The organism is Paramesorhizobium endophyticum (assembly GCF_014640615.1).
In the GTDB taxonomy this organism is placed as follows: domain Bacteria; phylum Pseudomonadota; class Alphaproteobacteria; order Rhizobiales; family Rhizobiaceae; genus Paramesorhizobium; species Paramesorhizobium endophyticum.
In genome coordinates, this window is the sequence record NZ_BMHH01000006.1 from 32,947 (window position 1) to 47,687 (window position 14,741).

The 14,741-nt window shown below is 63.7% G+C and carries 8 protein-coding genes; 7 read left to right on the forward strand and 1 reads right to left on the reverse strand.

The window, feature by feature from the left end; all coding sequences use genetic code 11:
- The first annotated feature begins 92 nt into the window (after positions 1-92).
- From ahcY to trxA, 7 genes are all read left to right on the forward strand, one after another.
- Positions 93-1,493: an adenosylhomocysteinase gene (gene ahcY, locus IEX53_RS08980; protein WP_188823593.1), complete on the forward strand. Its 1,401-nt coding sequence runs from the start codon at positions 93-95 to the stop codon at positions 1,491-1,493.
- 227 nt (positions 1,494-1,720) lie between these two features.
- Positions 1,721-4,201: a PAS domain-containing sensor histidine kinase gene (locus IEX53_RS08985; protein ID WP_188823595.1), complete on the forward strand. Its 2,481-nt coding sequence runs from the start codon at positions 1,721-1,723 to the stop codon at positions 4,199-4,201.
- A 9-nt stretch (positions 4,202-4,210) separates the two neighbouring features.
- Entirely contained in the window at positions 4,211-5,719 is a 1,509-nt protein-coding gene (gene tsaE / locus IEX53_RS08990; RefSeq protein WP_188823604.1) for a tRNA (adenosine(37)-N6)-threonylcarbamoyltransferase complex ATPase subunit type 1 TsaE, read from the forward strand.
- A gap of 210 nt (positions 5,720-5,929) precedes the next feature.
- Positions 5,930-6,646: a nucleotidyltransferase family protein gene (locus IEX53_RS08995; RefSeq protein ID WP_188823606.1), complete on the forward strand. Its 717-nt coding sequence runs from the start codon at positions 5,930-5,932 to the stop codon at positions 6,644-6,646.
- Positions 6,643-9,777 (forward strand): double-strand break repair protein AddB, encoded by a 3,135-nt coding sequence (addB, locus tag IEX53_RS09000; RefSeq protein WP_188823607.1) that lies wholly within the window; start codon positions 6,643-6,645, stop codon positions 9,775-9,777. Before IEX53_RS08995 ends, addB begins: the two co-directional genes overlap by 4 nt.
- The gene (gene addA / locus IEX53_RS09005) at positions 9,774-13,286 is read left to right on the forward strand and encodes a double-strand break repair helicase AddA (protein ID WP_188823609.1); all 3,513 of its coding nucleotides are present in this window, start codon (positions 9,774-9,776) and stop codon (positions 13,284-13,286) included. Before addB ends, addA begins: the two co-directional genes overlap by 4 nt.
- Positions 13,287-13,358: 72 nt before the next feature.
- Positions 13,359-13,685 carry a thioredoxin gene (gene trxA, locus IEX53_RS09010; protein WP_188823611.1) on the forward strand — a complete coding sequence of 109 codons (327 nt, stop codon included), beginning with the start codon at positions 13,359-13,361 and terminating at the stop codon, positions 13,683-13,685.
- A gap of 86 nt (positions 13,686-13,771) precedes the next feature.
- Here the strand turns inward: trxA and coaA are convergent, their stop codons facing one another.
- On the reverse strand, positions 13,772-14,740 hold the full coding sequence (gene coaA / locus IEX53_RS09015) for a type I pantothenate kinase (protein WP_188823613.1): 969 nt from the start codon (positions 14,738-14,740) through the stop codon (positions 13,772-13,774).
- Position 14,741 lies beyond the last annotated feature (1 nt).

The following is a 14,741-nucleotide window of genomic DNA, read 5'->3' on the forward strand; positions in this document are numbered from 1 at the left end:
TGCACGCATAAAGATTTCTTTATATCGCATTGCGCCTTTCCCGCCGATCTGGTACAGAAACGGCTTAGAATTTTCTGGAACGGAGCACGGGAATGACCGCAAGCCTGGATTTTGTCGTCAAGGACATGAGCCTCGCCGATTGGGGCCGCAAGGAAATCACCATCGCCGAAACCGAAATGCCGGGCCTGATGGCTGCCCGCGAGGAGTTCGGCACGGCGAAGCCGCTGAAGGGTGCGCGCATCTCTGGCTCCCTTCACATGACGATCCAGACCGCCGTTCTGATCGAGACGCTGCAGGCGCTGGGTGCTGACGTGCGTTGGGCTTCCTGCAACATCTTCTCCACGCAGGACCATGCCGCCGCCGCTATCGCAGCCACCGGCACGCCGGTCTTCGCCATCAAGGGCGAGACGCTGGAGGAATACTGGACCTATACCGACCGGATATTCCAATGGCCGGATGGCGGCACGTCCAACATGATCCTCGATGATGGCGGCGACGCCACCATGTATATCCTGATCGGCGCGCGCGCCGAGGCGGGCGAGGATGTGCTCTCCAATCCGGGCAGCGAGGAAGAAGAAATTCTCTTTGCCCAGATCAAGAAGCGTATGGCCGAGACGCCGGGCTTCTTCACGAAGCAGCGCGAGGCGATCAAGGGCGTCACCGAGGAGACGACCACCGGCGTCAACCGTCTCTATCAGCTGCAGAAGAAGGGCCTCCTCCCCTTCCCGGCGATCAATGTCAATGACAGCGTCACCAAGTCCAAATTCGACAACAAATATGGCTGCAAGGAATCGCTGGTCGATGGCATCCGTCGCGGCACCGATGTGATGATGGCGGGCAAGGTCGCCGTCGTCTGCGGCTATGGCGATGTCGGCAAGGGCTCGGCCCAGTCGCTGGCCGGCGCAGGCGCGCGCGTGAAGGTGACGGAGGTCGACCCGATCTGCGCGCTCCAGGCGGCGATGGACGGCTTCGAAGTGGTAACGCTCGACGACGCCGCACCCACGGCCGATATCGTCATCACCACGACCGGCAACCGCGACGTCATCACCATCGACCACATGCGCAAGATGAAGGACATGGTAATCGTCGGCAATATCGGCCATTTCGACAATGAGATTCAGGTCGCGGCGCTGCGCAATCTGAAATGGACGAACATCAAGCCGCAGGTGGACATGATCGAGTTCCCCGACGGCAAGCGGCTGCTGCTGCTCTCCGAAGGCCGCCTGCTGAACCTCGGCAACGCCACCGGCCATCCGAGCTTCGTCATGTCCGCCTCCTTCACCAACCAGGTGCTGGCCCAGATCGAGCTTTATACGCGGGGCGAGAACTACAAGAACGAGGTCTATGTCCTGCCGAAGCACCTCGACGAAAAGGTCGCGCGGCTGCATCTCGACAAGCTTGGCGCGAAGCTGACCACGCTTTCGGAGGAGCAGGCCGCCTATATCGGCGTTACCCCACAAGGGCCGTTCAAGCCGGAACACTACAGATATTAACCATAGTTTAAATATCTACAACATATGGATACCGGGTAGTTGACAAACTGCCCGGTATTTATTTTTGCCCCGCGCCCGCTTCACGGCGATTCCCTTGAGGGGTATTTTGATGTGATTCGAGGGATCAAAGACGCTGATTCAGGCATGGTGCCGGAAAGCCGCAGGCTTTCTGGAGATGATTGCCCGGAGGCCAAAGTGTCTGTTCTTTGCGGCGGAGAGGATTAGATATGCGTGGAAAGGCTTTGCGGCATAAGGTGCTGCGGGCGGGCGTTGCTGCCATTGCCCTGTTACCGGTGTCCGCATGGGCTCAGGTTTCCGAGTCGATGCCTAAGATTTCCACGCCCTTCGGCGCGTCGCTGGGCACGTTCGAGGTCATCCAGTTCGCGATGTTCCTGGGCGCCATGGGCGCGGCCCTGCTTTCCGCCGGCTGGCTGATCCGCGACCGAGGAAAGATCGCCGAGGAAAATGCCACGCTGCGCGCGAAATTCGCCGATCTCTCCCACTCCGCCCAACGCAGCGAGGCGCTGCTGAACCTGAAGGACCAGCGCATTGTCGTCTGGGATGGGGGTGAGCGAAAAGCCGAATTGCTCGGCGGATTGCCGGCAACGAGCGGCGCGCCACGGGACCGCGCCGGCTTCCTGGCCTTCGGACGCTGGCTGCGGCCCGAATCAGTGGCGGCGCTGGAACGCGCGATTGTCGCCCTGCGTGACCGGGCGCAATCCTTCGATCTCGTCGTGGAGACGGTCAACGGCACGTTCCTCGACGTGCAGGGCCGCACCTCCGGCAGCTATGCCATTGCCCGCTTCGTCAGCCTTGATGGACTTCAGGCCGAGCATGCCTTCCTGAAGGCGGAGAATGCCCAGCTCGTTCACACGGTCACCCTGCTGCGCGGACTGCTCGATTCGCTCGACGCGGCGGCGTGGACGCGCGACGCACAAGGCCGGCTCGATTGGGTGAACAGCACCTACGCCCGGGCTGTCGGCGCGTCCGATGCCGGCGAGGTGGTGGCGCAGGGGCATGAACTTCTCGGCACCAGCGCCCGCCAGCGTATCGAGCGCGAGCGGACGGCCAATGCGCGCTTCCGCGACCGTCTCTCCACGGTGATCGGCGGCGACCGGCATATTTTCGAGGTGACGGATGTTGCAGGCGTTGCAGGCTCCGCCGGGCTTGCCGCCGATATCAGCGAAGTGGAGCAGGTGCGCGAGGAATTGCAGCGCACTGTGCGCAGCCATGCCGAAACGCTCGACCAACTCAACACTGCGGTCGCCATTTTCGACCCCGACATGAAGCTGCAATTCTTCAACCAGGCCTTCACGAAGCTCTGGGCGCTCGATCCTGCTTTCATGGAGGCCCGTCCGAGCAATGCCATGCTGCTTGACCGGCTGCGCAGCGAGGGCAAGCTTCCGGAACAGCCGGAATGGCGGCGCTGGAAGGACTCCATGCTTTCGGCCTATCGCGCCGTCGATCCGCAGGAGCATTGGTGGCATTTGCCCGATGGGCGCACGGTGCGCGTCGTCGCCAATCCGCATCCCAAGGGCGGCGTCACCTGGGTGTTCGAGAATCTGACCGAGAAGTTCGACCTCGAAAGCCGTTACAACACGCTGATCCGCGTGCAGGGCGAAACGCTCGACCATCTGGCCGAGGGCGTCGCCGTGTTCGGCTCCGATGGCCGCATCCGCCTGTCGAACCCGGCCTTCGCCGCGCTCTGGTCGCTGCCCGCCAATCTGGCGGTCGAGGGAACCCACATCACCGCCATCCGCACCTTCTGCGAGAAGGTTTCGGACCCGGCGCTCTGGGAAAATTTCGTGGCGACCGTCACCGGCTTTGCCGACAAGCGCGAAGGCGAATCGGGACAGTTGGAACTGGCGAGCGGGATCATTCTCTCCTATGCGCTGGTCCCCTTGCCCAAGGGGCAGACCATGCTGACCTTCGTCGACGTAACCGACACGGTCCGCGTCGAGCGTGCGCTCAAGGACAAGAACGAGGCGCTCGAACTCGCCGACCAGATCAAGAATGATTTCGTGCAACACGTCTCCTATGAGCTGCGCTCGCCGCTGACCAACATCATCGGCTTCACCGAGCTGCTCCAGACCCCGACTTTTGGCGAGCTCAACGAGCGCCAGCGCGAATATCTCGACCATATCGGTACCTCATCCTCGGTGCTTCTCACCATCGTCAACGATATCCTAGATCTGGCCACCGTCGATGCCGGCATCATGGAGTTGGAGATCGACGACGTGCCCGTGGCCGAGACAGTCGCCGCTGCCGCCGAGCGCGTTTCCGACCGCCTGCGCGAGCACAATATCGGCTTGCAGGTGGATCTCGCCCGCAATATCGGCTCCTTCCGGGGCGACGCGAACCGCATCCGGCAGGTGCTGTTCAACCTCCTCTCCAATGCGGCCAATTACGCGCCGGAGGGTTCCACGATCCTGCTTCAGGCTGTTCGCAAAAACGCCGAAATTATCTTTTCCGTTCATGACGATGGGCCGGGCATGTCGAAGGACGTGCTCGACACCGTGTTCAAGCGTTTCCAACCGCGCACGAATGGCGGGCGTCGTCGTGGAGCGGGGCTTGGCCTTTCGATCGTCAAGAGCTTCGTCGAACTGCATGGCGGTTCGGTCGAGATCGATACGGCAACGGGCCGGGGCACGACGGTTGCCTGCCATTTCCCCGTCGAAGCCCGCACCTTCCGGGCTGCGGCAGAGTAATAGAAGTCGATGCGCATCCTAAATATTTCGCTGGCTAACGAAGCCGAGGCGATCCGGTTCGGTGAAGACTTCGCCCTTGCCTTGGCGCGGGGCGATCTGGTCACGCTTTCCGGCGATCTGGGCGCGGGCAAGTCTACTTTGGCGCGCGCGGTCATTCGTACGCTGGCTAACGATCATGCCTTGGATGTGCCGAGTCCGACCTTCACGCTGGTCCAGTCCTACCCGGAATTGCGCCTGCCTGTCGCCCATGCCGACCTCTATCGCCTGTCCTCGGGCGCGGAGTTGGACGAGCTTGGCCTCGAGGAAGCATTGCAGGACGGTGTCGTGCTGGCCGAATGGCCGGAGCGGGGGGAAGGCTATCTTCCGCCGCCCGCCTTCACGGTGAAGCTGCTTCACGAAGGCGAGGGGCGCAAGGCCGTCATCGAGGCCGAAGGCGAACCGCTGAAGCGTCTGGAGCGCTCGCTCCATATACGCCGCTTCCTTGAAGAGAGCGGGCGGGGAGGGGCCTCACGCCGCTATCTCCTGGGCGATGCCTCCCCACGTGGCTATGAGATCATCGGACGGGCGGACGGAAGCGCCGAAATCCTGATGAACGCGCCGCCCATGCCTTATGACCCGCCGGTCAAAAACGGCAAATCCTATCGCCAGATCGCGCATCTGGCCGAAAACATCTTCGCCTTTGCCGGCATGAACCGGCTGATCAAGACGAAAGGCTTCCGCACGCCCGATGTGCTCGCGGAAGACCTCGACAACGGCGTTCTCCTGCTGGAGCATCTGGGCGATGAGGGCGTGCTGGACGGTGAAGGCAAGCCCATCCCCGAGCGCTACGAAGCCTGCGCGCGCCTTCTCGCCCATGTCCATCGGGTGAACTGGCCGCGCGAAACGTTCGTGACGGAAAGCATCGCCCACACCATCCCCGATTTCGACCGCGACGCGATGATGATCGAGGTCGAACTCATGAGCGGCTGGTACGCGCCATGGGTGAAGGGCCACGCGCTCGATGCGGCAAGCCGCGTCTCCTTCGAGGCGGCATGGGACCGGGTTTTCCAGCATCTGGACGGTGCCGAGAAAAGCCTTGTTCTGCGCGATTTTCATTCGCCTAACATTCTCTGGCGCGGCGAAGCGGAAGGTCATGGCCGCATCGGGCTTATCGACTTTCAGGATGCGATGATCGGCCCTGCCGCCTATGATCTCGCCTCGCTGGCGCAGGACGCAAGGGCGACGATCGAGCCGGAACTGGAAGCGCATCTTTTCGCTGCCTATTGCGACGAGCGGCTGAGGCTGGGCGGCGCTTTCGACGAAGCGAATTTCCGCGCCGCCTACGCCATCATGGCCGCGCAGCGCAATTCCAAGATTCTCGGCATCTTCGTCCGGCTCAACAAGCGCGACGGCAAGCCTTATTATCTCAAACATCTGCCGCGCATTCGCGCTTATCTCCGGCGTGCGCTGGCGCACCCGGTGCTCAATCCGATGCGTTTGTGGTATGAGGACCATGATTTGCTGCGGGAAACCGAATAACTGGACCGGTAATGGCTTGATGGAAACGCTGTTCACCCCCCTCTGTCCTGCCGGACATCTCTCCCGCAAGGGGGGAGATTGGCTGACATGGGCGTCAGCCTTAATTCTGCAACGTTTGCGATTGGTGCCGAACGTCAATGAGGGCGCAATCTCCCCCCTTGAGGGGGAGATGTCCGGCAGGACAGAGGGGGGTATCCTTTGGCGCGACATTTGAATATCCCCCAAAAAGCAATGGTCCTTGCGGCGGGATTGGGCAAGCGCATGCGCCCGATCACGGACACCATTCCGAAGCCGCTCGTTACCGTGGCCGGCAAGCCGCTGATCGATTGGGGGCTGGATGCACTGTCGCAAGCGGGCGTGCCCACGGCTGTGGTCAATGCGCATTACCTCGCCGACCAGATGGAAGCGCATCTGGAAAGCCGGACGCACCCGCGTGTCGTTATTTCTGACGAACGGGAGAAACTGCTCGATTCGGGGGGCGGCATCATCAAGGCCCTGCCGCATCTGGGGAACGAGCCCTTCTTCGTCCTCAATGCCGACACCTTCTGGACCGATGGCGACACGCCCAATCTCCGCCGCCTGAGCGAGCATTGGGATGAGCGCCGCATGGATATTCTCCTGATGGTGGCTTCGCCGGACCAGGCCACGGGACATACCGGGCGCGGCGATTTCACGATGGATGGGGAAGGGCGGCTCAGCCGTTATGGCGATTCCGGCTCGCCCCTCATTTATGCGGGCGTCGCCATCGTGCATCCGCGCATCTTCGCCGGGGCGTCCAGCGGGGCAATATCGATCAACCGCTATTTCGACCGCGCCATCGGGGAAGGCCGTCTTTACGGGATGAAGATGGAGGGCCATTGGCTCACCGTCGGCACACCGGAAGCGATCCCCGAGGCTGAAGCCGCGCTTGCAAGGACCGGGCGGTGAAGCGGCCGCCCCGCCTTTTCTCGATCGCGCCGGGGACGCCGTTCCTTCCCACCCTGGTCCGCGCGCTTTTCGACGGCACGCTCATCCCCGGCTTTCCGGAAAAGCCCGATGATCCACTGGCGCTGCAGTCGGCAACGATTTACGTGCCGACTCGCCGTGCGGCGCGCGCCCTCCGCTCCCTGCTGGTGGAAATGAATCCGGCCAAGGCGGCCATCCTTCCTACGATCCGCCCCTTGGGAGACGTGGACGAGGACGCCGCGCTTTTCGAGGCCGACCAGCGCGGTTTCCTCGACCTTCTGCCTGCCATCGGCGGCGCGGAACGGCTTCTGCTGCTGGCGCAACTCGTTCGGCCGTGGCGAGAAAGTTTGCCGGCTCATATTCGTGCGCTTTTCGGTACCGAGGATGTGTCGGTGCCCGCCACCACCGCCGACGCCATCTGGCTGGCGCGCGATCTTGCCGGCCTCATGGACCAAGTGGAAACGGAAGGCGCAAGCTGGGCGGAGCTTGGCCGCATCGCCCCGGACGAGCTTGCCGACTGGTGGCGCGTGACGCTGGGCTTCCTCGATATCGTCACCCGCCTCTGGCCGGATTTTCTGGCTGAGCGGCAGCGCTCAAACCCCGCCGCCCATCGCAACCGGCTGATCGAACTGGAAGCAGAGCGACTGCGCCTTCATCCGCCCGCCGGGCCGGTCATCGCGGCGGGTTCCACCGGCTCAATTCCCGCCACGGCGGAACTGATCTCGGTCATCGCCAATCTGCCCAACGGCGCCGTGGTGCTGCCGGGCCTCGACCGGGATCTCGACCCCGCCGCCTGGCAGATGCTGGGTGTGGCGGAGGCGCATGCCTCGATCTTCGGCCACCCGCAATTCGGCCTGCGCAAGCTCATCGCCCATGTCGGCGGCCTGCGCGACGATGTGGTGCATTTGGGAGAGTTGTCCGATGCGATGCGGATGCGGGAGCGCATCGTCAGTGAGGCGCTGCGCCCTGCTGAGACGACGGATGCGTGGGGCGGGCTCGCGCTCGATCCGGCATTGCGCGCCAGCGCCATGCGCGACGTGGCGCTGATCGAGGCGGCGAATGAGCGTGAAGAGGCGCTGGCGGTCACGCTCGCCCTGCGCCATGCCATCGAAAATCCTGACCAAACGGCGGCGCTGGTCACGGCGGACCGCGATCTTGCCCGTCGCGTCTCGGTCGAGCTTGCCCGTTTCGGCATCGAGGCGGATGATTCGGGCGGCCGCCCCTTGCGCGACAGCCAGGCCGCCACGCTGTTCCGGCTGCTTCTGGAAACATTGTTCAACCCCGGCGATCCGGTGGCGCTGCTGGCCCTCGCCAAGCATCCGCTCGTCAGTGCCGGGGGCAAGCGGGCGGATATCCGCCGTGCCGCTGAAACGCTTGAGCTCGTCGCCTTCCGGGGCGGGACGGGCAGGGCCTCCATCGCCGATCTCCCCGCTTTCTTCGACAAAAAGGTCGCGGAAAGCGCGGCGCTTCATTACCGCCCCGCCTGGCATGAGAGGGTTAGCCCGGCCATGCTTGCCGAGGCGCGCGCCCTCTGCGTGGCGCTATCGGAGGCTGTCGCACCCCTCCTTCCGCTGACGGGCAAGGGGGTGCCTGTCGGCATGGCGACGATGATTCGCCTCAGCGTCGAGGCGCTGGAGAATCTGGCGCGTGACGAAAAAGGCAGCGTCGCGCATCTCTACGAAGGCGAGGCGGGCGAGAAATTCGCCGCCTTCCTGCGCAATCTGGTGGCCGCCGAGTCGGGCCTCGATTTCCAGCCGCAGGAATGGCCGGCCATTGCCGACGCGCTGATATCGGGCGAGACGGTGAAGCCGCGTCCGGGCGGCCACCCGCGCCTCTTCATCTGGGGCGCGCTCGAAGCCCGGCTTCAAACCGTCGACACCATCGTTCTAGGCGGTCTCAACGAGGGCGCGTGGCCGGGCAAGACCCGCAACGACCCCTTCATGTCGCGCCCGATGAAGGCGGCAATCGCACTGGAGCCGCCAGAGCGGCGCACCGGCCTCGCTGCGCATGATTTCCAGATGGCGCTGGGCGCTACCCGGGTGATTCTCTCCCGCTCGCAGCGCTCCGAGAATGCGCCGACCGTGCCGTCGCGCTGGCTGCAGCGGCTGGAGACGGTGCTGGGCCCGGAAGAAACAGCGGGGATGCAGGAGCGGGGCACGCGCTACATCCATTGGGCGCGCGATGTCGATGCTGCTCCCGATGTTCCCTTCGTCAAGCGCCCCGAGCCCAAGCCGCCGGTGGAGGTAAGGCCGAAGCATTTCTCGGTCACGGAAATCGAGACCCTGCGCCGCGACCCCTACGCCATCTTTGCCAAGAAGATATTGCGGCTGCGCCCGCTGGAGCCGCTGATCCGCGACCCGGCGGCGGCGGAGCGCGGCACGCTGTTCCACGATATCCTCGGCGCGTTTACTCAAAGTGGCTTCGACCCTGGCGGGGAGGGGGCGCTGGCGGCGCTCCTCGATCTGGGACGCCAGTTTTTTGAAGCTGCCGCCCTGCCGGTGGAAATCGAGGCAGTGTGGTGGCCGCGCTTTGCCGCCCTCGCACCGGAATTCCTCAAATGGGAGCGGGAGCGCGCCAGCAATGTCGCCGCGCGCCATGCCGAAATCGCCGCGCGGGCGCTGGAAGTGGATGGACGCGGCGTCACGCTTTCCGGCCGCGCCGACCGGATCGACGTGATGCGGGACGGCACGGCTGAGATCATTGATTACAAGACCGGCTCCACCCCCTCGCGGCGGCAGGCGCATGTGCTGCTCTCGCCGCAATTGGCGCTGGAAGCCGCGCTTCTGGCTCGTGGCGCGTTTGGGGATACGGGTCCTGCGCAGGCCTCGGATCTGCTTTATGTCCGCCTGCGCGGCAATGGCGCGGTGGAACCGGAATCGATTCTCGCTCTCTCCGGCAAGACCAAGAGCTTCAAATCCGCGCCAGAAATCGGCGAGGAGGCGTGGCAGCGGCTGGGCCAGTTGCTGGATGAATATGCCAGGCCGGAAAAGGGTTATCTCTCCCGCGCGCTGCCCTTCCGCGAGACCGATCTCACCGGCGATTACGATCATCTCGCCCGCGTGCTCGAATGGTCGGCGGGCGCGGCGAATGGCGGCGGGGAGGGGAGCGAATGAAGAAGAAACTGTTCATCCCGCCGGAAACCATCGCCGCCCAGGTCCGCGCGGCCAACCCGCAGGCGTCCGTCTGGGTTTCGGCCAATGCCGGCTCGGGCAAGACCCATGTGCTGACCGAGCGCGTCATCCGCCTGCTGCTCGAAGGCACCGACCCATCGAAAATCCTTTGCCTGACCTATACCAAGGCGGCGGCTGCCGTCATGCAGAACCGCGTCTTCGCCCGCCTCTCTGAGTGGGCGACGCTCTGCGATGACGCGCTTGCCGAAAAGCTTGAGGCGCTCGAAGGAAAGCGGCCGGGCCAATCGCGGCTCAAAGTGGCGCGCCGTCTCTTCGCCCGCGCGCTCGAGACGCCGGGCGGCCTGAAAATCCAGACGATCCACGCCTTCTGCGAGGCGATCCTGCACCAGTTTCCGCTGGAAGCCAATATTGCCGGCCATTTCGAGCTGATGGACGATCTGATGCAGGTCGCGCTGGTCGGCGAGGCGCGGCGGCAATTGCTGGAGAGCGCCCGCACGGATGCCAACCCCGCGCTGGCCAAGGCCTTCGACGATGTCTTGAGCGTCGCGGGGGAGATGGGTCTGCAAGCGCTGCTCGACGAAGCGGTCAATCGCCGCCACGCTTTGCAGCGCTTCATCCGCGAGATCGGCGGCGATGAGAGCCGCAAATCTCTCTTCTACGCCGCTTTCGGCTTCTCCGGCGACGAGCGGGAGGAGGATATCATCGCGGAAGTCTGGCCGATGGAGGATTTCCCCGATGGCGTGCTCGACCGGCTGCTCGCCATCGCGAAAGGGGCCAGCCGCGCGCAGGATTTCGCCCTGCAATTGCGGGAAATGCACAAGGCAAAGTCCGTTCTCGACAAGCAAGAAATCCTCCGCCTTGCCTTCCTGAAATCGACGGGCGAGCCGAAAAGCGGCAGCTATGTCTGCTCGAAGCCCGTTCTGGCGGTCGTGCCGGATTTTGAGGAGGCGTTCGACCGGGCGGCGGCGCGGGTCCATCAGGCGCACGACCGGCTCAGGCAATTGCGGCTGATCCGGCTCAACCTCTCCGCCTTCATGCTGATCGACGATCTTCTGACGCGCTATCAGGCGATGAAGCGCAGCCGGGGGCTTCTCGACTTTGACGACCTCATCAACCGCACCGTCTCGCTGCTCGCCCGTGAAGGGGCAGGACATTGGGTGCAGTACAAGCTCGACCGGGGCATCGACCATATTCTGGTCGACGAGGCGCAGGATACCAGCCCCGAGCAATGGCAGGTCATCCATATGCTGTCGGCGGAGTTCTTCTCGGGCCATGGCCAGCGGGACATCAAGCGCACCCTGTTTGCGGTCGGTGATGAGAAGCAGTCGATCTATTCCTTTCAAGGAGCGGTACCGGAAGATTTTGCCGCCTCGGGCAAGATGGTGCGAAAAAAGGCGGAAAGCGCGGAGCTCACCTTTGGCGATGTCCGGCTCAATTTCTCCTTCCGCTCCACGCCGGACGTGCTTTCCGCCGTCGATCTGGTCTTCGAGCGTCCGGAAGCCTATCGCGGGCTTGGTTTGGAGCCGGGGCCGACGCAGCATGAGGCGATTCGCCGTGAAGCGCCGGGCCAGGTGGAGATATGGGACCTGCTGAGCCCGGAGGCGGTCGAGGAGCCGGAGGATTGGCGCATCCCCGTCGATCATCTCGCCGCGCCCGCCGTCCGGCTCGCCGAGCAGATCGCCGCCACCATCCGCCATTGGCTCGACAATGGCGAGATCATTCCGGGCCAGGAACGGAAGCTCGAAGCGCGCGATATCATGGTGCTGGTCAGGAAACGCGATCAGTTCATGCCAGCCCTGTCGCGGGCGCTGAAGACGCTGGGCGTGCCTGTCGCGGGCGCCGACCGGCTGAAACTGACCGACCACATCGCCGTCAAGGATTTGACGGCGCTGGGCCGTTTCGTGCTCCAGCCCGCCGACGATCTGTCGCTCGCCGCGCTTCTGAAAAGCCCGCTCTTCGGTTGGGACGACGACCGGCTTTTCGCGCTCGCCCATCCGCGGGAGTCAGGACAATCCCTTTTCGAGCGCATGGGTGAGGAGGCGGAAAACGATTCCGGGCTCGCCGCCATTCACGAGACCTTGCGCGGCTGGCGCGCGGCTGCCGACACCATGCCGGTCTTCGAGTTCTATGCCCGCATTCTCGGGGCAGGCGGCGCACGGCGCAAGCTTCTGGCACGGCTGGGGCCGGAAGCGGGCGATGTCATCGACGAGTTCCAGAACTACGCGCTGGCGTCCGAAAGGGCCGGCTTGCCCGGTTTGCAGGCCTTTCTCGAAACGCTGGAGGCGGCGGAGCCGCAGATCAAGCGCGAGCTCGACCAGAACCGCGACGAGGTCCGCATCATGACGGTCCATGCGGCCAAGGGGCTGGAAGCGCCGGTGGTGTTCCTGGTCGATCCCGGCAGCGCAGCATGGACGGCGAATCGCGCGCCTAAGCTCATCCCCTTCGATATGAAGGAGCCGGACGGTTGGGAGGGCAAGGGCTTCATCTGGCAGCCGAACAGCGCCTATGAAACCGCCTTCACCGCCGCGCGAATCGAGGAACTGAAGCGCCGCGCCGAGGAGGAATACCGCCGCCTGCTCTATGTCGGCATGACGCGGGCCGAGGACCGTCTCATCATCTGCGGTTATAAGGGCGCGCGCGACGGCGGCGAGACCTGGGCCAAGCTGGTTTCCGACGCGCTGGCCGAGCGCTGCGAATCGGTCGAGCATCCGGTGGAAGGGGTCGTTGCGCGACGCTACCGCAAGACGATACCCGGCGAGATCGCCCTCGCGGAAAAGGAAGAATCAGCCGCGCCCCAGCCCGAGCCGCTGCCGGAAAGCTACCGCCGCCCGATGAAGCGTGAGGCCGGCTTGCCGCGCCCGCTTTCTCCGTCCGGCGCGTCGGTGCTGATCGAGCCGGATGATCCAGCCCAGGCCATGCCTGGCTCGCCGGTGCTGACGCAGGAGGAGGGCGCGCCCGGCTTCGCGATTCGGCGCGGCACCGTCATCCACGCACTTTTGCAGCGCCTGCCCGATCTGCCCATGGAGGAAAGGCAGGCGGCGGCGGAGCGATATCTCACGCACGCCGCCGGTGATTGGCCGGGGGGAGAGCGGGAAAAAGCGCGCGATTCGGTCTTCGCCGTGCTGGAAAACGCCGATTTCGCGCCCGTCTTTGCCGAAAATTCGCGGGCGGAAGTGGAAATCATGGGAACTTTGACGCTCGGCGGCAGGGAGCACGCGGTTTCCGGCAAGATCGACCGTCTTGCTGTGGAAAAAGACCGCATCCTCATCGTCGATTACAAGACGAACCGGCCGCCGCCTGCCGGTCTGACCCATGTCCCCGGCCAGTATATCGCCCAGCTTGCGCTTTATCGCGCGCTGCTCAAGCCGCTTTATCCGGAGCTTGCAGTGGAGGCGGCGCTGCTTTTTACCGAAGCGCCGCGGCTGATCACGATTTCGGGCGAGGCCATGGACGAGGCCATCGCCGCTCTTGAAAGCCTGGCTCACTCGTGAGAAACAGGTGCTTGACGCGCATCGTGGAACACACCACATGATGCGTTACTGTTAATCGAAAGGGAACGCCAGATGGCAACCGTAAAGATCGACGCCAGCAATTTTCAGTCCGACGTGCTCCAGTCGAGTGAGCCCGTCGTGGTGGACTTTTGGGCGGAATGGTGCGGCCCATGCAAGATGATCGCCCCCGCGCTGGAGGAAATCGCGTCTGAAATGGCCGGTCAGGTCAAGATCGCCAAGGTGAATATCGACGAGAACCCGGAACTCGCCGCCCAGTTCGGCGTACGGTCGATTCCGACGCTTCTCCTTTTCAAGGATGGCGAACTTGCCGCCAACATGGTGGGCGCCGCTCCCAAGAGCCGCCTGTCCGACTGGATCAAAGTATCCGCCGCCGCTTAAAGCGTGAGTTTATGATTTTCAACGAAAAGCCCGGCTTCGGCCGGGCTTTTTGCGTTTCAGGGTTTCGAGCATTCAGGCGAATACGCTCAAATCTTTCGGAGCGCCACTTCCTCGATAAAATGATTGGCGCCTTTGCGCAGGATCAGGTCGGCGCGGGGGCGTGTCGGCAGGATGTTATCCCTCAGATTCTTCAAATTGATATTGGTCCACAAGCCCTCGGCGATGGTGAGCGCCGCGTCGTCGGAAAGCTGCGAATAGCGGTGGAAGAAGGATTGCGGGTCGCGGAAGGCGGTTTCGCGCAGGCGCATGAAGCGGTCGATATACCATTTGCGGATTTCCGCCGTTTCCGCGTCGATATAGATCGAGAAATCGAAGAAATCCGAGACGAAGGGCACCATCTTGCCGTCCTCGGGCAGGTCGCGGACCTGGAGCACGTTGATGCCCTCGAAAATCAGGATATCCGGGCGGTCGATGGTGACATATTCGCCCGGCACCACGTCATAGGTGAGGTGCGAATAGACGGGGGCGCGGACATTGCTCATTCCCGCCTTGATGGAGGAAAGGAACCGCAGGACGGCGCCGACATCGTAGCTCTCCGGAAAGCCCTTGCGCTCCATCAGGCTCTGCGCGCGTAAGATGGCGTTCGGATAGAGAAAGCCGTCTGTCGTCACCAGGTCGACCTTGGGGCTCGACGGCCAGCGGGCGAGGAGTTCCTTCAGCACACGAGCGGTCGTGGATTTTCCGACCGCCACCGAACCGGCGATGCCGATGATGAAGGGCGTCTTCACCGCATCGTCCATTTTCAGGAACTGCTGACGCTGGCGGAAGAGAAGCTGGCTCGCCTCGACATGGGCCGACAGAAGCCGCGACATAGAGAGATAGATGCGGCGGACTTCTTCAAGATCGATGGGGTCGCCCAGCGAGCGCAGCCGCCGGACTTCCTCCGCCGTCAGCGTCAGCGGCGTATCGGCGCGGAATTCCGCCCATTCGTCAGCCGAAAACAGGCGATAGGGCGAATATTTGCTCGGGACGAGCTGATCCGTGGCTTCCCACATC